The sequence below is a fragment of the Actinacidiphila glaucinigra genome (genome assembly GCF_035918135.1).
Taxonomy (GTDB): Bacteria; Actinomycetota; Actinomycetes; order Streptomycetales; family Streptomycetaceae; genus Actinacidiphila; species Actinacidiphila glaucinigra.
Map to the genome: position 1 here is coordinate 431,292 of NZ_CP109144.1, position 23,690 is coordinate 454,981.

Genomic DNA, 23,690 nt, shown 5'->3' on the forward strand with positions numbered 1-23,690 from the left:
GCGTTGCCAACGGGGCCTTACGCGCCGGTGTGCGACCAGCGGTACATGCCGACGGACGCCGGAGCGGTCTCTTTGAAGCCGTACTTCTCGTACAGGAACCGGGCGTCGCCGTCGGCGATCAGCGAGACGTACGCGTCCTGCGGCGCCCGGCGCTCGAGTTCGCCGACGAGGGCGCCCATGATGGCCTTGCCCAGGCCTCGGCCCTGCTGTTCGGGCGTGACGCAGATGTCGACGATCTGGAAGAAGCATCCACCGTCACCGATGACGCGGCCCATGCCGACCAGGTCCTCGCCTCGGAAGACGCGTACCGCGTGCCATGTCCCGGCGAGGCCGGTGGCGGCGCACTCGGGCGTGCGGGCGCTGAGGCCGGCGGCGGCGCGCAGTCGAAGGTAGTCGGCGACCGACGGCGCACCCTCACGGAGAATGTAAGGGCCACTAATCTCATTCACCTGCTACGGGTTAGACAAGAGTCGTCGTCCGGCGCAAATGCCCGCTCCGCCGATTCCGGCCGGCCGGCGCCATGCACAAGGTCGCTTCCAGCGCCGGGCAGGTCAGGGGCCGTAGGGGCTTGGTTCGGACTGGCGGCGCGTGGCTTGGAGGTTGCCCAGCAGGTGGAGCGCCTGGGCGCTGGGGCTGTCCGGCTGTGCTTGATAGACGACAAGCTGCTGGCCAGGGGCCTCGCGGACGTCGAGGGCCTGAAAAGACAGCGTCAGTGGGCCGACGTCCGGGTGGCCGGCGCGCGCGACAGGGCTCTGGGAGTGGCCCTCCGGTGATCCTGCGGCGCGCCAGACTTCGACCTGCACTCGAAGCGGAGAGACGCACACGGGCGACGGGCGGTCCCGCCGAGGACCGAGGGGGGAGGTTCTTCGGCGGGCCGCCGCGTCTTCGAGCCCGTCCGGCCAGCCGCGTTGAACCACTCGCATGGCCGGGCGGGCAATGTGCAGCCCTGCCCCGAACTCGCCAAGCGCCAGGACTACGAGGAAGATGCACCACGGCTGCAAGCGCGCGACAGCGACTACACGCTGCCGGGCTACCCGAATCCTCGTCACGCCGCGCTGCGGCTGCTCATGCCACCGGGAGGCCTGCGATGATCCGGCTCTGCTCCCGCTACGGCGGGCTGATCGAGGGCGAGGCGGTCCCCCGTCGGCGAGGCCGACGGTGCCTCCGGACCGAGCGTCATCCTGTACGCCCACCCCGAGCACGCCGCTCTTTTCGAGCACCCCGACAGCAAGCACAACGGGAAGCCGACGGCACGAGGCCCCCGCCGTGCAGGGCAGCAAGCGATAGGGGCCTCGGAATGGTGGGGCGATCGTCAGCCCGCGCACCCCACCCGGCTGCACCGGCTTTGACAGGCCGTGCAGAGCACCTGGCATCCCTGGGCGGTGACCAAGGTTCCCCACCCGCGACACATTTCACAGTCGCGGGCTAGCGCCACGTCAGCACGGGGCGGGGGACGGGAAGCATCATCTGCTCCGTGGGGCATTTGGGGCTCCTTAGAGGCGCAGCGATGCGACCGATATGGGAGTTATTGGGTGTTACTTCAGGTATACACCCCTATTCGCGTCATTGGACTTTTCGAGCAGTAAAGCCTGCACCCCGCTCTCCGGGCGCTAATTTGGGCCCCCGCCACAGCACCGTGGCAGGGGCCCGCGCATGCCCGAGAGGCGCCTATGGAGTGTAGGAGATCCCTCACGCACTGAGCCCAGCCTTCGCGTACCAAGGCAGGGACACAAGCTGAGGGCCGCAAGCAGGTGATGGGCGGCCCCGCCCGTGGCGCCGGACAGGGGCGCCACGGTGCGCCTCAACCGCCCCAGGAGCATCCTGGCGAGATGGAGCACCGCATAGTCGTGATGCCACCTGGGGACACCGGCGGCCGGGTCGTCCGGGGGGACAACGAAATCCTCGGCACCGCGTACCGCATGGCCGACTTGCTGGAGTTCCTGCGGCGCGCCGGCCTCGATGCCGACGTAGCCGACCCCGAGCGGCACCAGGTGGACGCGAACGCGCGTATCCGGCAAGTGGCGAGGCGGCGGCCCCGACGTCTGGTGAAACGCCCCGCCTACAACGAAGGCCCCAATCCCCCGACGTCGCGGAGCGCCACCATGCATAGGCGGTGGGGCCCAGTCACACCCGGCCTTGGACCAGGTGCTTGACGGCTTCGCAGACCTCGGTGGCGCCGCCGATGAAGCCGTCGCACTGCTCGTAGGCGTACTTCGAACTCGTGTCGAAGTCGTGCTCGACCCCCTGGAAGAACTCGTCCATGGGCATGCCTTCCCCACGCTCGAGCTTCTCGCGGAAGTCGTCCGGGTCGGCACCCGCTAGGGCCAGAGGATCCCGAGCACACGGCCGTCTTGCCTGTTGCGCCGGCATCGGGCGGTCAGGTGTGACCCCGAACTCTTCCTCCGGGTCGACGCGCCGGGAGTCCACCGTGCACAAGCGGGCCCACTGGTCTCCCATGTCGAAGACATAGGCAAACTGCTGCTCGCCGCCTCGCAGCCTGCCGAGCATGGTCGTGCGGCCGTCGATGGTGCCTTCCGGGGCCTCACCTTCCCACCACTCCAGCGGGCTGACGCCAATCCCGTCGGCAAGGGTGAACATGTGCAGGTGAGACAGGTCCCAACGGGCGAACCCTGGTCGATCGCCTCCGCGAACTGCCCAAACGAGTGAGTCCGCGCCACCGCGAAAACCCGGCCGGGGCGAGGCCAAAAATCCCCTCCCTGCCCAGACACCAACTCGACACGCACCGACAACCACGTACGCGCCATACCGCCGTCCCTCCTCACACCCCACAGCCCATCCCACGTGAGGCTACAGAACGTCACCAGCACCTGGGGGCAATCCCTCAAGCCGTCCCCGACCCGGGCGATCCCACCAGCAGAGAGGCCGAACACCGGTCCTACACCGGATGACCGGAGCAAAGACCATGGCAGAGCGGCCTCCACGGGACAACGGCCCTGCCACCCCCCGTCCGCTTCGGCACCAACGGCTCTCCCCGCAACCCCTGCCGCCACCAACCGCAGGGCAACCACACACCCGCGCCCGGGCCGGTCGCGGCCCCCTCGCCCGGGCCGCGCGCTCACTCCCCGGCAGGCGCCAGCGGCTCCACAAGGTCGCCCCCGCGTGGCCGGAGAGGCGGGCGCATCCCGCGCAGGGGGACTCCTCCACCGACCCCCCACACGGGAGAAGTCAGACCGGCAGGCACCCGCAAAACCGCCTGCACCCAGGGGGGATGCAGCTCGGCCGCCGGACCGTGCGCAACGCCCGGCGTCCTCTGGACCGTCGCGTCCCCAGCCGTCGCCTTCGCCTACCTCACCGGCTGGATGCTCCTGGCGTCGTCGGCCTACTGCCGGCCGCACGACACCGATAGGAACGCCGCAACTGCTCTGACCGACGTCCCTACTTTTTCGGTGCGGGCGAGGACCAGCGCGACCAGGGCCACCGGGGTTCCGTCGGGGTGGTCGTTGAGCCAGGTCAGGCCGTCGAGGTCGAGGCAGGTACGTGCACGGGAGATGGTGACGTAGGCGAGGCGGGCGTCGGCGTCGTCGATGGGACACCGAGCCAGCTTCCGGCTCCCCCGGATACGCATCCTCACTCGACCGTGATCACGACACCCGATTCAGTCGTGGGGCCGCCTACAGCTGGTACCAGTCGTCTCCGCCGACTCGTAGCGAACGTCCCAGGTAGTCCAGCAGGTTGTTGGCCACCCACCTGCGACTATCGCTCTCGTGCTCCCAGACGAAGATGTCTGGCCGCTGAGGCTTCTGCACGAACGCGAACTGGTCACCGCCCCCGTTGCTCCCAAAGAACAGAAGGGCATCGAACGGCATATACAGCTGCGCGAAGGACTCGTAGGACCAGAAGAGAAGGTTCTGCTCGACGATCTGGTCCGAGCTCCAGACCGTGTCCACGTGGGAGTGGCCAACCACCCCGTTGCTCTCCAGGAGCAACTGCTTGAGCTCTGTCGGCAGGACTCGCCCCAGCCGTCTTTCAGCCTCGGCAATCTCGAACGTCTCAGCCGGCCCCAAAAGCCCTGCGCCGGGGAAGATCTCCTGTACTGCCTGCCTCCACATGATGGCGAGCTTAACCATGCCTGCGGGATTCCGAGGCCATCGGCGGCAGCCCCAGCCACCCGTCGACCTTCCCGCTGGGGCATCCTGGCGGATCCTTGCACGATCCTGCCCGCACGCAGGCACACCACGGCGACGAGTCCGCCAGCGGTCGGAAGCCAGGCAGCCATGCAGAGGTCAACGCATCCCTACGCGGCGGGCAGTGGCTGGGCACGGATCAAACGGCCCATCCAAGAGGATTAGGCAAGAGACGAAGAGGATCATTCTTTTCGCGGGCCAGGCACAGCGGTCTCCTGGAAGGGACACACTCCCCCACGGATTCCGACGAATCCTCAGGCCCAGGAGGCACAACATGAAGGTAGCCGTCGTCACCGGCGCAAGCTCCGGCATCGGCCAGAGCGCCGCCCTGCAGATCGCCCGGCGCGGTACCGGCGTCATCCTGACCTACAGCTCCAACGAACAGGGCGCCAAGGACACCGTCGCGCGGATCGAGCAGCACGGCGGCACTGCCGTGGCGCTGCACCTGGATCTCGGCAACACGGCAGGATTCACCGTCTTCCGGGAGACCGTTGCCGAGGTGCTGCGCGGGACCTTCCAGCGGCACTCCTTCGACCACCTGGTCAACAACGCCGGATTCGCCGGCATGGCGATGATCGAGGACACCCGCGAGGAGGAATTCGACCGGCTCACGGACGGCCTGTTCAAGGGGCCCTTCTTCCTCACCCAGGCCCTGCTGCCGCTCATCGCCGACGGCGGCGCCATCGTCAACCTGACCAGCAACTCCACGCTGCCCCAGGTGACCGCGCCGGGATACTCCGTCTACGCGGCTCTCAAGGGCGCCGTGGCGGTGCTCACCCGCTACATGGCCAAGGAGTTCGGCCCCCGCGGCATCCGCGTGAACTCGGTCGCACCGGGAGCCACCGTCACCCGCTTCGCCGACGACGCGTTCAGCAAGAACCCTGAGATCATCCCGGAACTGGCGAAGACCTTCACCCTCGGCCGCGTCGGCGAGCCCGACGACATCGGCATGGTCATCGCCATGCTGGTCTCCGAGGAAGGCCGGTGGATCACCGCCCAGGACATCGAAGTCTCCGGAGGCCAGAACCTCTGAACTGCTCCTGCTGTGAGCTGTCGCCAAGCCCCTTCCGGCCACGCACTCCGCCCACGGCTCACTCCGCGACGGCCGAGACAGCCGCCCACGGGCGTCCGGCCTCGTGGGACACCGGACACCTGCGGAATGGGCAATGCGTGCCCAATCCTGCCCAGCCAACGCCTCCGTGTGGAGGTTCGTGCAAGAATGGATTCATGTCTGCCCTGGACGAAATGCGTGAGCTTCTTGACCGGCATGCGCGGCCCGACATGAGCACGGCGATCGACGGCATCCAGGTATGCAAGTTCACCCCCAACGCTTCGGCGGCCGGGATGTCCGGGACTGTGCTCGCAGTCATCGCCCAGGGCGGCAAACGCCTCGCCCTGGGCGAACGCCTCTACGAGTACCGGCCCGGCGAGTACCTGATCGCCTCTGCCGACCTCCCCGTCACCGGCCATGTCCTGGACACCGGGCAGCCCACCCTCGGCTTCGGCATGACTCTCGCTCCCTCAGCCCTTGCCGAACTCCTACTGGAAGCCGACCCCCGAGACCTGCCGACCACCCCACGCACGACATCACCCGGCATCGCCGTCTCCACAGCTTCGCCTTCACTGCTGGACGCCATCGTGCGCCTGCTGCGGCTGCTGGAGCAGCCCGCGGACCGCAAGATCCTCGCTCCCATGGTCAAGCGGGAAATCCTCTGGCATCTCCTGCGCGGGGACCAGGGAGCCGCTATCCGCCAGCTCGGTCTCGCCGACAGCGCGCTGGCCCACATCAACCGCGCCGTGCGTCAGATCCGGGAGAACTACGCCACCGCCTTCCGCGTGGAGGAGCTGGCGGAAATCGCCGGCATGAGCGTTTCCGCGTTCCACCGCAACTTTCAGACCGTCACAGGGATGAGCCCCATCCAGTTCCAAAAGCGCATCCGCCTGCAAGAAGCCAGGCTCCTGCTCGCCAGCCGCCCCTCAGACATCACCGGTGTGGGCCTCAGCGTTGGCTACGACAGCCCCTCCCAGTTCAGCCGTGAATACCGCCGCATGTTCGGCACACCGCCCAGCAAGGACACCCAACTCCGCACTCCGCCGGCAGAACTCGTCACTGCGCTGCCCTGAGACCAGCGTCGCGCCGGCGGCCTGGGTGATCGACGATGTGTCGATGCCCAACGGCCGGATGTCGGCGGCCGTGGCTCCGCAGTACTGCGGCACGTTGGGCAAGCGGGCCAACTGCCAGGTCGCGGTCAGCGTGCACGCTGCCAGCGACACCGCTTCCTGCCCGCTGCAACCGCCGCGGGAACATCGGCTGCCGGCCCCAGCCCCGCTACCGGCACCCCGCACCGTCGGCAGCAGAACTGGCCGCCGGCCTGGAACGAGAAGCCTTCACTACTGTGACCTGGCACCAAGGATCCCGAGGAAACCTACGCTCCCGCTTCGCGGCCGTGCGTGTCCGTCCCGCCGGCAAAGCCGTCGACCGCCCGATCCGAGCCGCCGCCTCAGCAGAACAAGGCTGGTGGGACGGCATCCTGCCCGACTGCGGCCGACACCCCGATCGCTGAGCTGGTCCGGCTGGCCAAGGTCCGTTGGCGCATCGAGCACGACTACCGCGAACTCAAGCACGGACTGGGCCTGGACCACTTCGAAGGCCGTTCCTGGCCGGGCCGACACCACCGCGTCACCCCCGTGACCGCCGCACACGCCTTCCTCACCGAGCGACGCCTGCCCCCAAAGCGTCAGCGCCGGCCTCTGCACGGCCCCCGCCTCTGTCGAGCGTGCCGGTCCACCCCCAGTGCGACATGTGATGTCCGCCCGTCATGCCGAAGCAGCGTCGTACTCGTCGAGGGCGGCGAGGACCTCTGCGGGCAGACTGCTCCTCGTGCGTCTGAGGGCGGCGACGATTCGTGCTGCCCGGGCGTCCTCGTCGGCGTCCTCGCGGGCGATGTCGCGCATGCTGTGCAGGTCGTGGACGCCCAGGGCGCCGGTCGGATGGTCGATGCCCGCCTCGTGCAGCACCTCGTCGACGGCTTCGAGCTCGGCGCGCAGCCGCTCGATCTCGGCCCGCCGGGCGTCTGACGTGCGCAGTGCGTCGACTATGACGACGAACGTGGCGAGGTGCTCGTCAGCGATGCCGAGGGAGTCGGCGGCCTCTTCGACTGTCATACGCGGCATGCGGGAGTCCTCTCGCGGCGGGCGCTGATGGCGCGCGTCATGGCCACGGGACGCACGACGAGATGTTCGTTCAGCCCGACCGCGACCACAAGCGAACTGTTGTTCGTCGATCGACGACGCCGTCCGTGACGAATGGCCACGCCTGCGCGTGGCACCCGCCACCAATTGCGACATTCCCGCTCATGTATGCGCTAAAGCTTTGATTTCCGGCATCCGGGACGGGTAGGCCACCTTAGGGGGAGGCCTGGTCGCCGACTGAAGGGGGCGCCGGCCGGCCGTCCACCTACTGCACGCGGCAGGAGGGCCATGGATCTGTGGGTGATCTGGCTCATCGCCGCGGCAGTGTTGGCCGTGGCGGAACTCTTCACGCTCACTGCCGCGCTGGGACTGCTGGGTGGGGCCGCGTTGGTCACGGCGGGATTCGCGGCGGTCGGGCTTCCGCTGCCCTTGCAGTTCCTGGTGTTCACCATCGTCGCCGCGAGCACCGTCTTGTTCATCCGTCCCGTCGTGCTGCGCCACATGCGCCGGCCCCAGGCGGAGCGATTCGGCGTGGAGGCGCTGGTCGGCAGGAGCGCCTATGTCGTCTCAGAGGTCACAGGCCTCGGTGGCAGGGTCCGCATAGGCGGCGAGGAATGGACGGCCCGGGCCTATGACGAGACGCTGGTGATTCCTCCTGGAACGACCGTCGAAGTCATCGAGATCAGCGGGGCCACCGCACTCGTCTACCCTCAGGAGTGAACCATGGAATCGGGGCTCCTCGTCGCCGGAGTGATCGTCGCGCTCTTCGTCGTCTTCACCGTGCTGCGGGCGGTACGCATCGTGCCCCAGGCCCGCGCTCGCAACGTCGAACGGCTCGGCCGTTACCACCGCACCCTGAAACCCGGCCTCAACGTCGTCATCCCCTACATCGACCGGGTGTATCCGGTGATCGACCTGCGAGAACAGGTCGTCTCCTTCAGGCCGCAACCGGTGATTACCGAGGACAACCTGGTCGTGGAGATCGACACCGTCCTGTACTTCCAGGTCACCGACCCGCGGGCGGCCGCATACGAGATCGCCAACTACCTCCAGGCGGTCGAGCAGCTCACCGTCACTACTTTGCGTAACGTCGTCGGGTCCATGGACCTGGAGAAGGTCCTCACCTCGCGCGACACCATCAACAGTCAGCTCCGTGGCGTGCTGGACGAGGCCACCGGCAAATGGGGGCTGAGAGTCAACCGGGTGGAGATCAAGGCCATCGACCCCCCGCAGTCCATCAAGGACGCGATGGAGAAGCAGATGCGTGCCGAGCGGGACAAGCGGGCCGTGGTTCTCGGGGCCGAAGGACAACGTCAATCGCAGATACTCACTGCGGAAGGCGACAAGCAGGCCGCCGTCCTGCGCGCGGAGGGCAACCGCACAGCCGAGATCCTCAAGGCCGAGGGCCAGTCACGGGCCATCGACGAGGTGTTCCAGGCCGTACACCGCAACGACCCGGACCCCAAACTGCTCGCGTACCAGTACATGCAGATGCTGCCCCAGCTCGCGCAAGGGGCGGGCAGCACCTTCTGGGTGATCCCCAGCGAGGTCACCTCCGCACTCGACGGTGTGTCCCGCGCGTTCAGCGAAGTGCTGCCCCAGTCGCCGGCCACCCGTGAGAAGTCCTCGGACGACAAGGCCGCCCAGGCCGCCGCCGACGCCGCGCGAGCCGCAGAAGCCGCTGCCGAGGCCCTCGCCGACGCGGCCAAGGCCGAGGAGCCCCCGGCGCGCCCCCCGGCCGACCCCCTGCCCGGTCCGGGATGAGCATCCACCGGACCGCCCGCCTGCGAACGTCCCATTCCGCGCGGCGTACCGGCCGGCCTGCTGTGGCGCGATCGGCACGGTTTACCGACGTCTTCTCGATGAAGACCTACATGACCGTGGCGGCGATCGCACTGAGCAGGTGCAGCCCGGAACGGCCCGAATCTGTTCGCTCGCTCCCAGGTCACCGCCTTCCAGACCGTCACCGCCTGCACAGTGTGCTCGGCGCTGCTCGCGGGGGCGTGGAGGCTGAAACCGAGCTGGTGCGCCACCGTTCCCAGACACTGTCCTGCTGCGCGCGGATGCCGGCTCGACGGCGGTGGGGGTTGTCATGGCGTCCTCAGGAGGAGAGAACCGGCGTGCCGGCAGCGTGCCGACGGTCTGGGCGTGGTGTAGGGACATGTGGTCCTCAACAAGTGTCAGTGTGCGGAGGCGGTGCACCCCCCTTCATCTCTGCAAGAGGTTGCTGCAGGCCGGCGGCTTCTGGACTGGATCCAGTTCCAGGGCAGTGCCGGACAGATCCGCACCAGCAAGCCCGGACCGGGCAGGCCCCTGCGAGAAACCCGACAGCGTCGCCTCGGACAGGGCCCACAGCGGCGGCTCTGTCGGCAATTGCCTGCAGCGCCGTGGCAACCGGCACACCATCGCGGAGAACACCGCTGTCCCGGTCGGGGCCCTCTGCACGCACCATGCGACCGATCTCGGTGCCGGTGACCGGGACGCCGGGCGCGATCGGTCACCGCTCACGCCCGGGGTGGCGTCGCGGAGCCGCGGCTGGTCCCTCAGGAGCGCAGGGCGTCGACGGGCTCCATGCGGGAGGCCCGCAGTGACGGGTAGAGACCGGCGAGGAGTCCGACGAGGGCTCCGGCGACCGGGGCTCCGAGGGCTAGGCGGACGTCCAGGACCGGGGTCCAGTCCCTGATGGCCGAGACGGTCACCACGATGACCATGCCCAGGACGGCGCCGATGACGCCGCCGAGGAGTCCGATGGTTGTGGACTCGACCAGGAACTGGCCGGCGATCTGTCGCCTCGAGGCACCGAGAGCGCGGCGCAGGCCGATCTCCCCGATCCGCTCCATGACCGTCACCAGTGTCACGTTGGCGATGCCGATGGCTCCGACGACCAGCGAGACCAGTCCGAGGACCAGGAACAGGCCGTTGACGTCCCCCTGCACTCCCTTGCGCGCCTTGGTCGGGTCGGGTGGTGCCGTGACGGTGAGAGCGTCCTCGGTTCCGGGAGCCAGCGCGATCGGTGCCTGGTGGGCGACCTGGTTCGCCGCGCCGAGGGCGGTGTTGATCAGGACCCTGGTCACCGTTCCGAGGCCCAGTTGGTCCTGGGCGGTCGTGGGCGGCAGGATCACCGCGGTGGAGAGCTGCTGCTCGCGTTCGGCTCCGCCGAGGATCCCGATCACCGTGTAGGACTGCCCCTTGAGGAAGACCGCGGGGGAATCCTGTACCGAGCGGATGCCGAGGAGTCGTGCGGCCTGGTCGCCGAGCACCGCCACGCGGTCGTGCCGGGCGATGTTGCCCTCGTCGATGAAGCGCCCGGCGGTCATCGTGCCGTGCACGGCGGCGGGCAGCGTGGGGGACGCGGCGAGGACGGCCATGGTCTGGCCGGTGACGTCCCCGGGGGCCACCACGTCGTTCGCGCGCACTTCGACGTTCGCGGTGGCATGCGAGTCGGCGATCGCCGCCACCGATTCGACCCCGGCCAGCCGGCGGACCGCGTCGACACCCGACCACTCCACGAGCGGAACGGGGTCGGCCGACGGAGGCGGCGGCGGGACGACCACCGTGACCGAGGTCGCGGTGAGGGCGTCGAACCGGCCGACGATCTGATTTCCCGCCGTGGCCGAGACCCCGATGGTGATGACCAGGGTGGTGATACCGAGGACCGTACCCAGTGTGGTCAGGGCGGAGCGCATCGGACGGGCGAGCACCCCCGCCAGCGCTTCGGCCCACAGATCCCTGAAGTCCATCCAGGGACGCTCGAGCCCCCTGCGACCGCGCCTGCGCCTTTCGTGGCGCCGCGCACCTCCCCGGCGAGGAGCATGCCGATCGCCGGGGTAGGGGTCGGCACTCGGCATGCCCACCTGGCTCACCAGTTCGAGGACGCGTGCCTTGGCTCGTAGTCGGGTCCTCATCGGTTCTCCTCGGTGAGCCGTCCGTCGCTGATCCTCACGCGCCGGTCGGCCCGCTTGCTGACCGCCTCCTCATGGGTGATCACCACCAGCGTCATGCCCTGCTCGCCCAGCCGCCCGAAGAGGTCCAGCACCGCTTCGGTGTTCTCGCTGTCCAGGTTTCCGGTGGGCTCGTCGCAGAGAAGCAGCGCGGGCTCGCTCATCAGCGCCCGGGCGATCGCCACACGCTGCCTCTCACCACCGGAGAGCCGGTCCGGCCGGAAGCCGATCCGGTGCGCCAGGCCCACCCGTTCCAGTGCCTCCTCGGCCCTGGCACGGCGCCCGGGGCGGCCGCGCCCGGGGCGCGGCCGGCGGTAGGCCTCGGCCAGCATGACGTTCTCGTCCACCGTGCGGTAGGGCAACAGGTGGAAGGACTGGAAGACGAAGCCGATCCGGCTGCCGCGCAGCGAGGTACGCTCCAGGTCCCCGAGCCTGTTGGTCTCCACCCCGTCGAGCCAGTAGGAACCCGAGGTGGGGCGGTCCAGCAGTCCCAGGGTGTTGAGCAGCGTCGACTTGCCCGAGCCGGAGGGGCCGACGATCGACAGATGCTCGCCGCGCCGGACGGTCAGGTTCACGTCCCGCAGGGCGTGCACCGGTGGTTCGGAGTCGAAAGTCCGGACGACGCAGACCAGTTGGATGACCGTGTTCGCATCGGGCACGGCTCTCGCGTCGGGCGCAGCAGGCGATGGCAGGCCGTTCATCGCCCGATCACCACCTGATCGCCCACCCTCAGGGCGTCGCCGGTGGGCGTGACCTCCACCTGCCCTTCCGCGGACAGACCGGCCTTGACCGGGACGTCCACCACGGTGCTGCCGCGCGCGACCTGGACCTTGGCCTGTCCGTCGGCCGACGTGTGGAGCGCGGCGAGGGGCACCGTCAGCACCTGGCCTTGCGACGAGCCCACCTTGATGGTCACCTTCGCGGAGCCGTTGGCGTTCTTGTCCAGCTCCCCCGACGGAATGGAGATCTGCACCGGGACCGGAGCCGAGGCGTCACCTCCCCCGCCGCCCCCGCCGCCCTCGGCGTCCGATGACCCCGATCCGTCCTTGCCGTCCCCTGAGTCGTTCTTCGGCACATCGTCGCCGAGCGCCACCAGTTCCCCCGTCACCTTCTTGCCGTCGGGGGTCTCCACCTGCGCTGTCATGCCCTTGTGGAGCAACTTGGCGTCGCTGCCCGGCACCACGGCCTGCACCACGACCTTGGAACTGGTCACCGTGCCCACCGGTCCGGACGGGGTGTCACCGATCTTCACGGACACCTTGTCCAGCCGGGCCGGCAGATCCGGCAGGAAGACCACCTCGCCCGCCGGGATCCTGGTGCCGTAGGAGGACTGGAACGCGGACAGCGCGGAGTTCGCCGCGTCCAACTGCTGCCGGGCCGCCTTGAGCTGGAGCTTGCCGGCCTCACCAGTGCTGCCGGTGCCACCGGCGCCGCCGCCCTGCTGTGCCTCCAGCAGACCTTGCTGGGCGGTGGTCACGGCCGCTTCGAGGGTTCCCAGCTGCTGCTGGTCCGCCACACTGGGCTCCTGCGCGTGGAAGCCCTTGCTCCTGTACCAGGAGACCACAGCCGCGGCGTCCGACTGCCCGTACGTACCGGAGGTGCCGCCGGGGTTGAAGCCGAGCCGCGCCAGGGCCTTCTCGAGCTGCTTGACGTCGTCTCCGGACGCGCCGGGGCCCAGTGTGCGATACATGGGAACGGATCCGCGCAAGACCAGGACCGGTCGGCCGCTCACCTGCATCAGCACGTCCCCCTCCTTCACCTCCGATCCGGCAGCCGGTGCCTTGGTGACCCGCTGGACGACCTCGCCGGTGGAACCGGAGCCCCCGGAACCGGAATCCGGGGGCCCCACCGGCCCGGCCAGCGCCAGACTCTGCGGCGAGGCGAACTCCACCGAGCCCTGGGTAACCACACTCGCGGTCAGCGACCGCCGCTCGACCGCTACGGTGACCGGTCCGGCCTTCGGCGGCCGATGCGCGGCCGCCGCATCCGCCGGGGACTGCATCTGGGACCCGGCGAACCAGCCGCCCGCTCCCACCAGCCCCACCCCGGCGACGATGATCCCCAACTGCTTGGGACGGCTGGTCCCACTCTTCCGACGCTGCCTCACCTGACGTCTCCGCCCCGGAATTCCGCACCGCATTCCAAGTGCGGCAGCGGACTCACCGCTACGGGTCTCCGGACAGTGCGGGATCCAGACATTGTCTTCCATTCGATCGCGAGAGCGGGTGTTGTGGTCAGGCCGAGGGGATCGCGGGATGTGGGACCCGGCACACGCTCGACGGCACCGGATCAGCGAAAAGGAGTGCACGCAGTGCACCGTGTGGACCCGACGGCCCTGATGGCCACGGGGCGGTTGCAGGCGCTGCTTCGGAGTGGCGCCGGCGGGTCATGCCCGTCGGCGCCTCTGCCGCCTCACCCGTTGCCGGTGGACCCCGGGGCCTTCAAGTACTTCGGGAAGTAGGTGGCCCGGAAGTCCTTGCCGCACGCCAGGTCCTTCATCGCCAGGTCGATCTCCTTGGTGAGCAGCGGCAGGGCCTCGTCCTTGGTCAGGTGCTTCTCACCGGTCCCGTCGGCTCCCCCGACGAAGTAGGACATGGAGGACGAAGCCACCTGGAGCTTCACCATCTCCCCGATGCTGGTCGGCTGCGTGGTCGTGACGGGGATGCCGTCCCTCTTCAGGCACGAGGCGTACGACTGGGCCAGGCCGACCAGTTTCGGATCACCGTTGAGGGCCTGTGCGTTCGCCTGGTTCTGCTCCTCGGCCTCGGCGCTTCGCTCCTGGGTCGAGGCGTTGCCGTACGCCGCCTTGTTGCCCGTTGCCTGGCAGCCGGACCAGCCCTTGACGTCGGCCTTCGGGTCCGGGGGACCTCCCAGCGCCTTGTTGTAGGCGGCCTTCTGCTGGGCAGTGAGCGTGGCGAGGTATTGCGCGTTTGCCGAGGGCTTGTCCTGCGCCGCCTTGCTGAGCGGCGACTGGGGGTCGTCGGGGTACACGGCGGCCGCGGCGTAACCGAAGCCGTACTTCTGCCGGAACTTCTTGGTCAGCTCGTAGTCTGCGCCCTCATTTGCCCAGTCGGATGCGATGTCCGTGGGAGGTTCTGGGGTGTAGGCGAAGCCCTGCTTCTTCATGCAGGCCGCGATCGCGTTCTCCATGAGGTATTGCTTCTTGACGTCGTCACTGGCGTCAGCGGGGATGTCGAGCTGCCCCGACCCGGCCGAGACCTTGCCACCGCCCGGCGCGTCCCCTCCGGTTGAGGACGCCGTCTCGGCGCCGCAGGCCGCCAGCAGCGGCAGCAGGCTCACTGCCACAGCCAGTTTCCGAACAGTGCGGGATCCAGACATCTTCCATCCGATCAAGAGGGATTCGGGCCCCTGGTGAGCCGCGCGGTATACGCGGGGGGCCTGTGAATCAGGGGTGTGTGACCACGGCTCGCGCCGGCAGCGCCGGTGTACTGGTGCACCAGGGAGACGGCACCGTGGGAATCACGCGAGGGTCTGGCCGACTACAGAATTCCTGCTGAGCTCAACACTGGCGTCCGCAGGTGATAGCCACTGGATCGGACCATGACCGAGTTGTAACAGTGGTTCTCCGCCCGCCCGGCCGATTCACGGTACGTGGGGCCGGAGACGTTGTGACCGTTCTTCTCATGGGGCCGGGCACCGGCGAGCATGCGTGCAGGATCTTGACCTGCTGCATCACCACGGGGCCAGTTGGCCGGGGGTCTGGGCAGCCATGACGCGTCAGTCCCACTGTCGCCCCGCCTTGGCAATAGCGTCAGGCGGCCGCCTGTCCCGCTGCTGGCCGGCAGCGGGACACGATCGTTCCTGCGCATTGGGTGCCTGTCGTGGGCGCCACGACGATGTGACCAGCCGCCCGGTGCCGCCCGTTACCTCGGCGCACGTCCGTCCCGGCAGGCCACCGCCCGGGCGGAAGCTGCTGCGCACGGTGCGAGCGAGCTCACCCTCCGACCGGGCTTTGCGGCGCGAGGGCGTGGCAGGCCTCCCATGCCGCGTTGAAGTGCTTCTTCGTGAACGGCGTCATGTCCGGTATCAGAGCAGTCCGCGGGTCCGGGTCGGGGTAATCGGGCAGTCCGTGCTCACGTACACAGGCCGAGAAGTCCCTGTGCCTCTTCATGTCCTCCGGGCTCACGTACAACGACACGGTGTTCCCCTTGCCCGCACGCGACTCGCACGTCTTGAAGGCGGGGTCGGTCACCGGCAATGCGCTGCCGTCCGCCATTCGGGCGAACATGGAGTTCGCTTCCGGCTTCGGGTCGGGATTCCTCGCGTCGACGCCGTGCTCGCGCAGACACTGCGCGTAGTCCGTCCACCCGGCCACGTCGAAGGGGCCGCTGTACACGGAGGTGTACTCGTGGTCCGCTCCGTCGACGGCGTTGCCTGTCTCGACGTTCAACACCAACGCCGCCGCCGCGGCGGCCAGCACCACGGAGATGCCGAGCGTGCGATTGACAGAGGTACGCATCGGTAGTCCCTCGTTCCATGAGTTTCGGATGCGCCGGGAGCTGTCCTCATACCGGCAGCCGCCCTTCGCGCCCTTGATCCCATCCGACCAAACTCCTTGTGAACGGGGCGTGAGACATGCCGCTGAGGTGCGGGCGGCGCGCCTTCCTCTCAGCCTTCGGCAGGGCGGTCGGGGCGGACGGCGATGTGGTCGGGTTCGAGTTCGAGCATCACGCGATTGCGGATGTCGAGGGCGTGGGTGTGTCGCGGGGGAGCCGGAGGCGGCCGGAGCGGTCGATTGTGGCGTATTCGCTGGCGTGGACGGTGGTGCGGCCCTCGTCGTCGACGCTGGTGCGGCGCAGGACTTCGGAGGCGGTACGGCCGTCGCGGATGGCGACGGTGCGGTCGACCGCGGTGGCCACCTCCTGGTCGTGGGTGACGACGACGATGGTCGTGCCGAGTTCCTTGTTCGCGGTGCGGAAGAGTTGAAGCTCTGCTCGCCGGTGGCCGGGTCCAGTTGCCCGGTCGGTTCGTCGGCCAGGACCAGCGAGGGGTGGTTGGCCAGGACGACGGCGATGGCGGTGCGCTGCTGCTCACCACCGGACATCTGCTGCGGGCGGCGGTCGGCGCAGTAGCCCACGCCCATCACGTCCAGCAGTTCGGTGGCGCGGTCGGCGCGTGCCGTGCGGCCCTTGACGCGCCCGGAGAGCCGCCTGACCCGGCCCCGCGCACCGAACTCGAGGTGCCGGACACCTCGTTCGCTCCGATCCGCCACCTCGGTCGCCTCGCGGGACCGAGCCCGAGGTGGACCAGCGGTCCCGACTGTGCAGGGCCTCGCCCCACGACCTGACAAGACGGCGCCGCGAGCGGTGCCCGCACCCTCGTGGGGCGCGGGCACCGGCCGCTCGAGCGAGCTACTTCAGGCCGAAGGCCCGGGTGACGGTCTGGGTGATGCCGCCGCCGTTGTGCTGCGTGGCGGTGACACGGATGGACACGTAACCCGCCCGGGCAGGCGCGTGGAGGTGCGCCTGCCACGTGCCGTCGGCCGCCTTCACGTCCTGCGGCTGCCAGGAGGCCCCGTCGTCATAGGAGACCTCGAGCTTGACCGAGGAGACCGCGTCCTTGGCGGTGTCACTGCCGAGGACGACGGGTTTGACGGAGAAGACCGACGTGCGCTTCGCTCGGCCGGCGCGGTCCACATCCGTTTCGTAGTCGAGCTGGACCAGAGGGATGACCTGAGCGTCGGCGGTGCCGGACTGGAACCTCCATTCGGTGTGCGTGGTGGAGGAGTACGGGGTGACGTCGGTGTTCCCCTGTGTGTCGGCCACGAGCCGGTAGGGAAGGCTCTGCGGGGCCAGGCCGCCCACGCCGAATTCGGCGTACGGCCCGCTCTGGTACACCTTTTCGTCGCCCTGGTAGAGGGCGAAGTCCCGGGACATCAGGCCGGTGCTGCCGCTGTGGGCGGCTCCTCCGTCACCGAAGCCCGTCATGATGCCCGTGATGACGTCGCCGAAGCGCTGCGGGGCCTCGAAGCTGAGCATGCGCGGCCGGATGAGGGGGCCGAACCAGTTTTCGCTCTGCACGCTGCGCGGACGGTAGCCGACGATGTCGGTGAAGCTTGACAAGCCGTCGGCGACGCCGGCGTACTGCTGCCATTTCACGCCGTCGCCGGCGGACACCCAGTCGGTGCGGGGACCCGGTGCGACCGGCTCCCTCGGAAATGTCGGGTTGCGCGGCCCGAAGCTGTAGGGATGGCCGGCGGGGTACTGCTCGTACGGCGGGCTGTCCTCCCGGCTCTCCCTGATCTCCTTGCCGGCGGGCGTGGCGAAGACGTTGTCGATGCGGGCGAGGCTGCCGGGGTCCGTCGATGCGGAGGGGTCCTCGGGCACGCCGCCGTGGTGGTAGTCGGCCAGGTCGTACAGGTACCGCGGCGAGGGATGGGCCTCGACCGCCAGCTTGGTCTTCCCCGGGGACGCGATCTCCTTGATCAGGTCGCCGCCCTCGTCGACGGTGAGAGAGGCGACCGGGATACGCCCGGTCGTGTAGCCGTCCGGCTCCCCGTACCAGTCGGTCAGGCGGCCGTCGCCGTTGCTGACCACCAGGAGCATCGCCGCACCCGCGGCCCGTGCGGCCGCCGCCTGGTCCGCCGGGGCCACCCACGCGTCGGCGCGGACGACCACGGCCTTGCCGCGGGCGGACAGTCCGACGTAGTCGGCGGGCCTGCCGGTGCCGGCGAAGACGGCCTCGACCTGCGAGGTACCGTCCTGGAACGGGGCGGAGCCAGGCTGCACCAGCAGGGTCTCGTCGAGGCTGCGCCCGCCGTAGGTGATCTTCAGCGGGGTCTGCTTGGCGCGGATTCGGGTGGTGAAGACGAAACTGCCCTTCTTCACCTCGCCCTTGGTCGGAAGCGCCCACAGGCTGTCGTACTCGGGCGAGGTCATGATGATGTCGTGCAGTGCCTGTGTGTCCTTGTACGTGGGCTCGCTGTAGGTGAAGGAGCGGTAGAGGTCGATCCTGGCGTTGGTGACGGACGTGGGCTCAGGCGTGTCCACCTTGATCCGTCGGATGCGCGACGCGTCCAGCTCCACCGCCCGGTCGGACCTCAGGTCCACCTCGGGCGCGGTCAGTACGGCGTACCCGAGGGAGTGCGGGCCGTTGCGGCCTTCGACGTCGAGAGTGGAGACGACAGTGTAGGTGCCGGGGGCCCAGCGGCTGGTGAGCTTGCCGTCCGGGGCCCACATGACGGTGGTACTCCCGTCGGCCCCGGTGATCTCGACCTCGCCGCTGACAGGCTTGCCGGAACGGTCCTTCAGGAGGACGGTCAGGGTGTGCTTCTCGGACTCGACGGAGAGGCCCACGGCCGTTTGCGCGGCACCGGCCGAGGAGCGTGCGGTGACCTGGGCGGCGTACTGGCCCGCCGCGAGCCCCTTCGGGTCCGCGACGACCTCGACCGACGAGGTGCCGCGCGCCGGGACGGTCACGCGGTCCGCGGCCAGGGTGAACGCCCCCGCCGGTGAACTGCCGCGGTCCACCGTGAGCCGCAGCGTGACGGCGTTGTCCGTGGTGTTGGTGTAGGTGATCTTCCGCTTGACCGCAGTCCGCTTCCCGTCCCTGGTCCAGCGTACGAGGCCGGCGTCCACGGACCCGGTCGCGACGACCTGGCCCTTGAGGTAGGCGGCTGCGACGTCCAGGCGACCGGTACCGGCCTGGTAGGGGGTGTAGTCGGGGGTTACCGCGCTGGTGCTCATCAGCGCGTCCTTGATCTGCGCTCCCGTCCACTTCGGGTGCTTCTGGGCGAGCAGCACCGCCGCACCGGCGACGTGGGGCGCCGCCATGGAAGTGCCGCTGTCGGTGCGGTAGTAGCCCTCTGCCCCCGGCACCTGCTGTGAGTTCGCCGCAAGGACGTTCACACCCGGCGCGGTCAGGTCGGGCTTGAGGCCGTCGTCCCCCAGCCGCGGTCCGGCACTGGACAACGCGGCGAGGACGTCGGAGGAGTCCACCGCGCCTACGGTGAGCGCCGACTCCGCCGTTCCCGGCGCACTCACGCTGTAAGGGGTGTTGCCGCCGTTGCCCGCTGCGACGACGAACAGCGCGCCCGTCTCGGCGCTCAGCCTGTTGACCGCCTGGCTCATCGGATCGTCCTGGGTGTGCCACGACCCCGAGCCCAGGCTCATGTTGATCACCTTGGCGTGCTCGGTCCGCGCCGCCCACTCCATGCCCGCGATGATCCCCGAGTTGGCACCCGAGTTGTCATCCCCGAGGACCTTGCCCACGATCAGGTCCGCGCCGGGGGCGACTCCCCGCTCCTTCCCGCCGGAGGCGGCCCCGGTCCCCGCGACGGTCGAGGCGGTATGGGTGCCGTGGCCGTTGCGGTCGACGACCTCCTGGCCCTCGACGAAACTGCGGGATGCCACGATGCGCTCGACCAGGTCCGGGTGGGTGGGGTCCACCCCGCTGTCCAGAACCGCGACCCGGACGCCGGTTCCCGTTCCACCGGCCTTCCACACCTGGGGTGTGCCGATCTGCGCGTTGGTCTCCGCCATGGTCGCCTGCGCCTTGGCGTCGAGCCACACCTTGTCGACATCGGCGGCGAACGAGGGGGCGCCCGCCTCGTCCGGGCTCCCCGCGGTCCGCGCCGCGGACCGCGGGGCGACCTGTCCGGCGGTGTCGGTGAGCGCGGACCAGAACGTGGCGGCTTTGGATCGCTGCGCCTTGACGGCCGCTCCATTGATGGACGGAAGCCCCAGGGTGGCCTTCGCCCCCGGCAAAGCCGTACCGGACGGCAGTGCCTGCTCGGTGGCACCGCTCTTGCGAGCGGTCACGCTCTCGGCCTGAGTGATGATCAGGGGCAGCACGCCGGTGTGGGCGTCGTCGTAGTCCTGGGCCACCAACTGCGTGATGTTGAAGAGCTGCTTGTCGAGCCTGCCGGTCGCGATGTAGGCCATGGCCTCATCGGGGTACACGTAGGTGTCGCCGTTCTCGACGGCGACACGCACCGAACCCTTGGCTCCCGGCGCGCGCCGGACGTCGTGCACCGACACCGCCCCGCCGGGCTCCTGGGACGCCCTCACCTTGTCACCGGTGATCAGCGTGACGGAGACCGGTACGCGCTGTGCGCCGGCCTGCCCAACTGCGGCGCCGCGCAGGGGTTGAGAGGGCGCAGCGCTGGACGCTGCGGGAGAGAGCAGCAGACCGGCAACAACGGCCGCGGCAAGGGAAGCCGCATATCTTCGAGAAATTGGAACTCGCAACAAGCCCTCCATAGTCGGCGTTCGAGCGCATCCGACCATCAACGGCAGCGAGTTGTAAAGTCATTGAACTTCCGACTGGCAGTCGATAACATGCGAGACTTTCTCGACCCATCGCGAAAGGGCTGGTGAAGGCCGCCGACCGGGCGGTTTTCGCAGCCCAAGAGGGTCGTCCGGAGGATCGGCGAGCCGAAAATAAAAGGGCGTCATGGTCCGCTTTGGGGACATGTGAGCATGCCGGAAGTGCCTATGCCGGTGAACACCCTTATCGCCTCGACCTTTTACGCCGGCGAAACATCGCGGTGTCCTCACATCACGCAATCCCTGTTGAATCGGATGCCGGAAAGGCGCACATGTTCCACCGTGGCACGGGGCTTCACCGCCTGTGCCGGCGGCAGTGATCACTGGTTCGTGCTGCGGAGGGGATCCGACGGGGCCTCACGTGGCGGTGCCGATTTGATGCACGCTTTGCGGCACGCCGACGTGCGGCCAGGCGCGGTCGTGGGCGTCATGTCGTCCTGAGGCCGCGACGGCCGGCAGCGCGGGGAAGTCCGCCGAACTCCCCGCGCTCACGCCTGTGCACGTGTTCGTCTGCGACCACTGGGCCGAGCGAGCGTGAGCCTCCACGTCGGTTGCCGCCCACCCCTCTCGAGATGGGCACCACTACGTGGAGGCACACGCGGTCCCAGGTGGAGATTTCCGGGCCGATGGCCCCGAGATCGCCCTCCGTGCCCGGACGAATCGGTTGACCAGCCGATCGCACAGCCGCGCTGGAGGGACCCGTCAGCGGGGCTTGATCACATAGTCGTTGCCGCCTTCGGCCTCGAACACGGCGACGGTGTTCTCCGGACGTTCCACATGGAGCCGCGGAGGATGGGCGTGGGAATGTACCTCGACCGGAACGGTGGTGCGCAGCCGGACGGTGCCGCGGTGTCGCGCCGCCAGGCGGGCATGGGACAGCGCGCCGTCGCGCCAGTCGAGATCGACGGTGAGTCCTCCGCGGGCGAGGAGACCTGTGACGCGTCCGTCCGGGAGCTGGGGAGGCAGCGCCGGCAGCAGATGGACCTCGTCGGTGTGCGACTGGAGCAGCCATTCCGTCACGCCCGCGGTGGCACCGAAGTTGCCGTCTATCTGGAACGGCGGGTGGAGGTCGAACAGGTTCGGTGCGGTGCGGCCGGGCGTGAGGAGGTCGCTGAGCAGCTTGTAGGAGCGGGCACCGTCCTCCGCCCGCGCCCAGAAGTTGATCTTCCAGGCGAGGGACCAGCCCGTGCCGGCGTCCCCGCGCATCTCCAGTGTCTTCAGGGCCGCCTGGAAGAGGTCCGGCGTACCGCGCTTGGTGATCTGGTTGCCGGGGTGCAGGCCGTACAGGTGGGAGACATGGCGGTGCTGCCGCTCCGGGGCGCCGGCATCCCAGTCGTCCTGCCACTCCTGCAACTGCCCCGAAGCGCCGATTCTCATGGGAGGCAACTGGGTCCGGGCCGCACGCACCCGCTCCTCGTATGGGCTGGAGGCGCCGAGGGTGTCACAGGCCGCCAGGTAGCCGTCGAAGAGGTCGTGCAGGATCTGGTTGTCCATGGTCGGCCCCGCGCACACCGACACACCATTGTGGTGGGCGTTCTCCGGAGACACGGACGGGCAGGTGACGAGGTGTCCCGTACCGGGGTCGCGGACGAGTGAGTCGAGGAAGAAGCGGACCGCTCCCTCGACCACGGGCAGGCGGCGACGCAGGGCGTCGCGGTCGCCGGTGAAGCGGTAGTGCTCCCAGACGGAGGTCGCCAGCCAGGCTCCACCGGTGGGCCACATCCCCCAGAACGCGCCGTCGACCGGTGCGGTCCCGCGCCAGGCGTCCGTGTTGTGGTGCGCCACCCAGCCGTCCGCGCCGTACTGCACACGCGCGGTCCGCTGTCCGGCCTGGGACAGGTCGTCGAGAAGCGCGAAGATCGGTTCCCAGCACTCCAGGAGATTGGTGGTGGGGGCAGGCCAGTAGTTCATCTCTGTGTTGATGTTGATCGTGTACTTGGAATCCCAGGGCGGGGAGAGCTGGTCGTTCCAGATGCCCTGCAGGTTGGCGGGCTGGGTGCCCGGGCGGGAGGAGGCGATGAGCAGGTAACGGCCGTACTGATAATGCAGGGCGATCAGTTGCGGGTCTTCCGCCTGGGCGAAGGCGGCCACCCGCTGGTCGGTCGGCGCGCCGGCCGCGTCCGTGGTTCCGAGGTCGAGCGTGACACGGCGGAAGAGCGCGCGATGGTCTCGTACGTGCCGTGAGCGCAGCCGCTCGTACGGGACGGCGGCGGCGGCGTTCAACGGGCGCTCGGCGCGGGCACGGTGGTCGCCGGAGGCATCCGTGTAGTCGTTGTAACTGGTGCCGACGGACACCAGCAGAGTCACCGCGTCGGCCCCGGTCACCGTGAGTGTGCCGCTCTCGCTGCGCACGGTGCCGCCGTGGGCGTGAGCCCGGACCAGGGCGCGGAAGCGGACTTGTCCGGTGACTCCCTCGCGGGTCTGTCCGACACCTTCCAGGGCGGCCGTCAGCAGGTCGGGAGAGTCCGTCCCGGCCTGCTGGGGAGTGTCGAAGGCGGCGCTGAAGGACAGGCCGCCGCGGCCGCCGGCGGTGAGCCGGACCACGATCACCTGATCGGTGTGGCTGGCGAAGACCTCGCGCCGGTGCGCGACTCCGCCGCGGCTGTACGTCACGGTCGCGACGCCCGTGTCGAGGTCCAGTTCCCGTCGGTAGCCGGTGACGTCGCCCGTGCCCGGGATGGTGAGGCGCAGGTTCCCGACAGTCTGGTACATCAGCTCGCCGACCGGGATGCCCATGAAGGACGAGTTGATCAGGTTCTGGGCGGAGTTCCATTCACCGGCGAAGACCCTGCGCCGGATCTCCGCGAGGTTGGCCAGGCCCTGGGGGTTGGCGGGCTCGTAGGGGCCTCCGGCCCACAGCGTGTCCTCGTTGAGCTGGAGTTGCTCGGTGTTCACGCCGCCGAACACCATCGCGCCGAGTCGGCCGTTGCCGAGTGGCAAGGCCTCCAGCCACTGCGCGGCGGGTTTGTCGTACCAGAGGGAAAGGGGAGACGGCTTGTGGGCGGGGTGCGGCTCCGTTCCCGGAACCGGATGCGGCGCCGCGGTCGCCTCGGCGGCCGGCAGCCCGGCGGTCAGCGCGGCTGATGTGGCCGCGGAGGCGACGAGAAAGTCTCTTCGTTCCATGG

The 23,690-nt window shown here is 69.1% G+C and carries 18 protein-coding genes and 2 pseudogenes; 6 read left to right on the plus strand and 14 right to left on the minus strand.

Annotated features, from left to right (window positions below; translation table 11 throughout):
• Positions 1 to 17: 17 nt before the first annotated feature.
• Together OIE69_RS01915 and OIE69_RS01920 are read right to left on the minus strand one after the other, a co-directional pair.
• Positions 18 to 449 (minus strand): GNAT family N-acetyltransferase, encoded by a 432-nt coding sequence (locus OIE69_RS01915; protein WP_326570172.1) that lies wholly within the window; start codon positions 447 to 449, stop codon positions 18 to 20.
• 102 nt (positions 450 to 551) lie between these two features.
• The gene (locus OIE69_RS01920; protein WP_326570173.1) at positions 552 to 923 is read right to left on the minus strand and encodes an MmyB family transcriptional regulator; all 372 of its coding nucleotides are present in this window, start codon (positions 921 to 923) and stop codon (positions 552 to 554) included.
• On the opposite strand from OIE69_RS01920, the gene OIE69_RS01925 reads away from it, so the two are divergent.
• Positions 909 to 1,091 (plus strand): hypothetical protein, encoded by a 183-nt coding sequence (locus OIE69_RS01925; RefSeq protein WP_326581579.1) that lies wholly within the window; start codon positions 909 to 911, stop codon positions 1,089 to 1,091. The genes OIE69_RS01920 and OIE69_RS01925 overlap by 15 nt on opposite strands.
• Before the next feature lie 1,033 nt (positions 1,092 to 2,124).
• Here the strand turns inward: OIE69_RS01925 and OIE69_RS01930 are convergent.
• From OIE69_RS01930 to OIE69_RS01940, 3 genes are all read right to left on the minus strand, one after another.
• Positions 2,125 to 2,598, minus strand: coding sequence for a hypothetical protein (locus OIE69_RS01930; RefSeq protein WP_326570174.1), 474 nt, complete (start codon positions 2,596 to 2,598; stop codon positions 2,125 to 2,127).
• 742 nt (positions 2,599 to 3,340) lie between these two features.
• Positions 3,341 to 3,586 carry a hypothetical protein gene (locus tag OIE69_RS01935; protein ID WP_326570175.1) on the minus strand — a complete coding sequence of 82 codons (246 nt, stop codon included), beginning with the start codon at positions 3,584 to 3,586 and terminating at the stop codon, positions 3,341 to 3,343.
• Positions 3,587 to 3,632: 46 nt separating this feature from the next.
• Positions 3,633 to 4,088, minus strand: coding sequence for an SMI1/KNR4 family protein (locus tag OIE69_RS01940; RefSeq protein WP_326570176.1), 456 nt, complete (start codon positions 4,086 to 4,088; stop codon positions 3,633 to 3,635).
• A 331-nt stretch (positions 4,089 to 4,419) separates the two neighbouring features.
• Here OIE69_RS01940 and OIE69_RS01945 point away from each other — a divergent pair, with 331 nt between their 5' ends.
• The 3 genes and pseudogenes from OIE69_RS01945 to OIE69_RS01955 all read left to right on the plus strand — a co-directional run.
• A complete protein-coding gene (locus tag OIE69_RS01945) occupies positions 4,420 to 5,178 on the plus strand; it encodes an SDR family NAD(P)-dependent oxidoreductase (RefSeq protein WP_326570177.1) in 759 nt (252 codons plus the stop codon).
• Positions 5,179 to 5,372: 194 nt separating this feature from the next.
• Positions 5,373 to 6,269 (plus strand): AraC family transcriptional regulator, encoded by an 897-nt coding sequence (locus tag OIE69_RS01950; RefSeq protein WP_326570178.1) that lies wholly within the window; start codon positions 5,373 to 5,375, stop codon positions 6,267 to 6,269.
• Positions 6,270 to 6,276: 7 nt separating this feature from the next.
• Positions 6,277 to 6,950, plus strand: a pseudogene (locus tag OIE69_RS01955) (transposase); the annotation flags it as partial.
• 12 nt (positions 6,951 to 6,962) lie between these two features.
• Here the strand turns inward: OIE69_RS01955 and OIE69_RS01960 are convergent.
• Complete coding sequence (locus OIE69_RS01960) at positions 6,963 to 7,319, minus strand: hypothetical protein (RefSeq protein WP_326581580.1); 357 nt, start codon at positions 7,317 to 7,319, stop codon at positions 6,963 to 6,965.
• 306 nt (positions 7,320 to 7,625) lie between these two features.
• Between OIE69_RS01960 and OIE69_RS01965 the strand changes: the two genes are divergently transcribed.
• Together OIE69_RS01965 and OIE69_RS01970 are read left to right on the plus strand one after the other, a co-directional pair.
• Complete coding sequence (locus OIE69_RS01965; protein ID WP_326570179.1) at positions 7,626 to 8,057, plus strand: NfeD family protein; 432 nt, start codon at positions 7,626 to 7,628, stop codon at positions 8,055 to 8,057.
• 3 nt (positions 8,058 to 8,060) lie between these two features.
• Entirely contained in the window at positions 8,061 to 9,101 is a 1,041-nt protein-coding gene (locus OIE69_RS01970; RefSeq protein WP_326570181.1) for an SPFH domain-containing protein, read from the plus strand.
• Positions 9,102 to 9,880: 779 nt separating this feature from the next.
• Here OIE69_RS01970 and OIE69_RS01975 read toward each other — a convergent pair.
• The 8 genes and pseudogenes from OIE69_RS01975 to OIE69_RS02010 all read right to left on the minus strand — a co-directional run bounded on the left by OIE69_RS01975 (position 9,881) and on the right by OIE69_RS02010 (position 23,688).
• Entirely contained in the window at positions 9,881 to 11,077 is a 1,197-nt protein-coding gene (locus tag OIE69_RS01975) for an ABC transporter permease (protein ID WP_326570183.1), read from the minus strand.
• A gap of 161 nt (positions 11,078 to 11,238) precedes the next feature.
• Complete coding sequence (locus OIE69_RS01980; protein WP_326570184.1) at positions 11,239 to 11,979, minus strand: ABC transporter ATP-binding protein; 741 nt, start codon at positions 11,977 to 11,979, stop codon at positions 11,239 to 11,241.
• Positions 11,976 to 13,385, minus strand: a complete 1,410-nt coding sequence (locus OIE69_RS01985) for a peptidoglycan-binding domain-containing protein (protein WP_326570185.1) — start codon at positions 13,383 to 13,385, stop codon at positions 11,976 to 11,978. Before OIE69_RS01985 ends, OIE69_RS01980 begins: the two co-directional genes overlap by 4 nt.
• Positions 13,386 to 13,690: 305 nt before the next feature.
• On the minus strand, positions 13,691 to 14,584 hold the full coding sequence (locus tag OIE69_RS01990) for a hypothetical protein (protein ID WP_326570186.1): 894 nt from the start codon (positions 14,582 to 14,584) through the stop codon (positions 13,691 to 13,693).
• 649 nt (positions 14,585 to 15,233) lie between these two features.
• A complete protein-coding gene (locus tag OIE69_RS01995; RefSeq protein ID WP_326570187.1) occupies positions 15,234 to 15,722 on the minus strand; it encodes a hypothetical protein in 489 nt (162 codons plus the stop codon).
• 185 nt (positions 15,723 to 15,907) lie between these two features.
• Positions 15,908 to 16,439, minus strand: a pseudogene (locus OIE69_RS02000) (ATP-binding cassette domain-containing protein); the annotation flags it as partial.
• A gap of 211 nt (positions 16,440 to 16,650) precedes the next feature.
• Complete coding sequence (locus tag OIE69_RS02005) at positions 16,651 to 20,307, minus strand: S8 family peptidase (protein WP_326570188.1); 3,657 nt, start codon at positions 20,305 to 20,307, stop codon at positions 16,651 to 16,653.
• A gap of 960 nt (positions 20,308 to 21,267) precedes the next feature.
• Positions 21,268 to 23,688 carry a glycoside hydrolase family 95 protein gene (locus OIE69_RS02010; protein WP_326570189.1) on the minus strand — a complete coding sequence of 807 codons (2,421 nt, stop codon included), beginning with the start codon at positions 23,686 to 23,688 and terminating at the stop codon, positions 21,268 to 21,270.
• Positions 23,689 to 23,690: the final 2 nt, after the last annotated feature.

Bases quoted from the DNA above. Each gene is read 5' to 3' on its own strand.
- OIE69_RS01935 (WP_326570175.1), bottom strand. From the start codon at position 3,586: ATGCGTATCCGGGGGAGCCGGAAGCTGGCTCGGTGTCCCATCGACGAC.
- OIE69_RS01930 (WP_326570174.1), bottom strand. From the start codon at position 2,598: ATGTTCACCCTTGCCGACGGGATTGGCGTCAGCCCGCTGGAGTGGTGG.
- OIE69_RS01960 (WP_326581580.1), bottom strand. From the start codon at position 7,319: ATGCCGCGTATGACAGTCGAAGAGGCCGCCGACTCCCTCGGCATCGCT.
- OIE69_RS01975 (WP_326570183.1), bottom strand. From the start codon at position 11,077: ATGGACTTCAGGGATCTGTGGGCCGAAGCGCTGGCGGGGGTGCTCGCC.
- OIE69_RS01950 (WP_326570178.1), top strand. From the start codon at position 5,373: ATGTCTGCCCTGGACGAAATGCGTGAGCTTCTTGACCGGCATGCGCGG.
- OIE69_RS01940 (WP_326570176.1), bottom strand. From the start codon at position 4,088: ATGGTTAAGCTCGCCATCATGTGGAGGCAGGCAGTACAGGAGATCTTC.
- OIE69_RS01970 (WP_326570181.1), top strand. From the start codon at position 8,061: ATGGAATCGGGGCTCCTCGTCGCCGGAGTGATCGTCGCGCTCTTCGTC.
- OIE69_RS01980 (WP_326570184.1), bottom strand. From the start codon at position 11,979: ATGAACGGCCTGCCATCGCCTGCTGCGCCCGACGCGAGAGCCGTGCCC.
- OIE69_RS01945 (WP_326570177.1), top strand. From the start codon at position 4,420: ATGAAGGTAGCCGTCGTCACCGGCGCAAGCTCCGGCATCGGCCAGAGC.
- OIE69_RS02010 (WP_326570189.1), bottom strand. From the start codon at position 23,688: ATGGAACGAAGAGACTTTCTCGTCGCCTCCGCGGCCACATCAGCCGCG.
- OIE69_RS01965 (WP_326570179.1), top strand. From the start codon at position 7,626: ATGGATCTGTGGGTGATCTGGCTCATCGCCGCGGCAGTGTTGGCCGTG.
- OIE69_RS01920 (WP_326570173.1), bottom strand. From the start codon at position 923: ATGCGAGTGGTTCAACGCGGCTGGCCGGACGGGCTCGAAGACGCGGCG.